Raw genomic sequence first — 485 nt, 5'->3', positions numbered from 1 at the left:
CATAATTTCACCATCCAGCGCCAGCGCCGGTGTCAGCGGCGCATGGCTCACGATCAGCAGCCCCTGCCCGCGCCGCCGCAACCGATCGTCCAACCGTTCGAGAACGATCCGTGCGGTGACGGAGTCGAGGCCCTCGGTCGGCTCGTCCAGCAGCAGCCACGGCGCGGGCTTGAGATACGCCCGCGCAAGCGCCAACCTCCGCCGTTCACCGCCGGACAGACTCGCCCCATTGTCGCCGATCCAGCTATCCAGCCCCTGCGGCATGGCGCGCACCCGCTCCGCAAAGGCGGCATCCTCCAGCGCTTCCCACAACGCCGCATCCGGCGCATCGGCCTGCGCCAGCAACAGCGTGTCGCGCACCGTCCCCGCCAGCAGTGCCGCATCCTGCGGCAGCCACGCGAACGACGCTCGCAACGTGGTCGCGGGCAGCAAAGCGATATCGACCCCGCCCAGCGCCACTTCGCCCGCGATCGGGGTACGCAGCC

The 485-nt window shown here is 70.1% G+C and carries 1 protein-coding gene; it reads right to left on the bottom strand.

Features of this window, described 5'->3' with window-relative positions:
* Positions 1 to 485, bottom strand: a 485-nt coding sequence (locus tag AACY52_RS30485; RefSeq protein ID WP_339561411.1) for an ATP-binding cassette domain-containing protein, incomplete at both ends; no start/stop codon positions are given.

The sequence above is a fragment of the Pseudomonas sp. EA_65y_Pfl1_P113 genome (genome assembly GCF_963970525.1).
Classification (GTDB): domain Bacteria; phylum Pseudomonadota; class Gammaproteobacteria; order Pseudomonadales; family Pseudomonadaceae; genus Aquipseudomonas; species Aquipseudomonas tritici.
The sequence above is the reverse complement of the archived record's forward strand: the minus strand, read 5'-3'. Positions and strand labels throughout refer to the sequence as shown.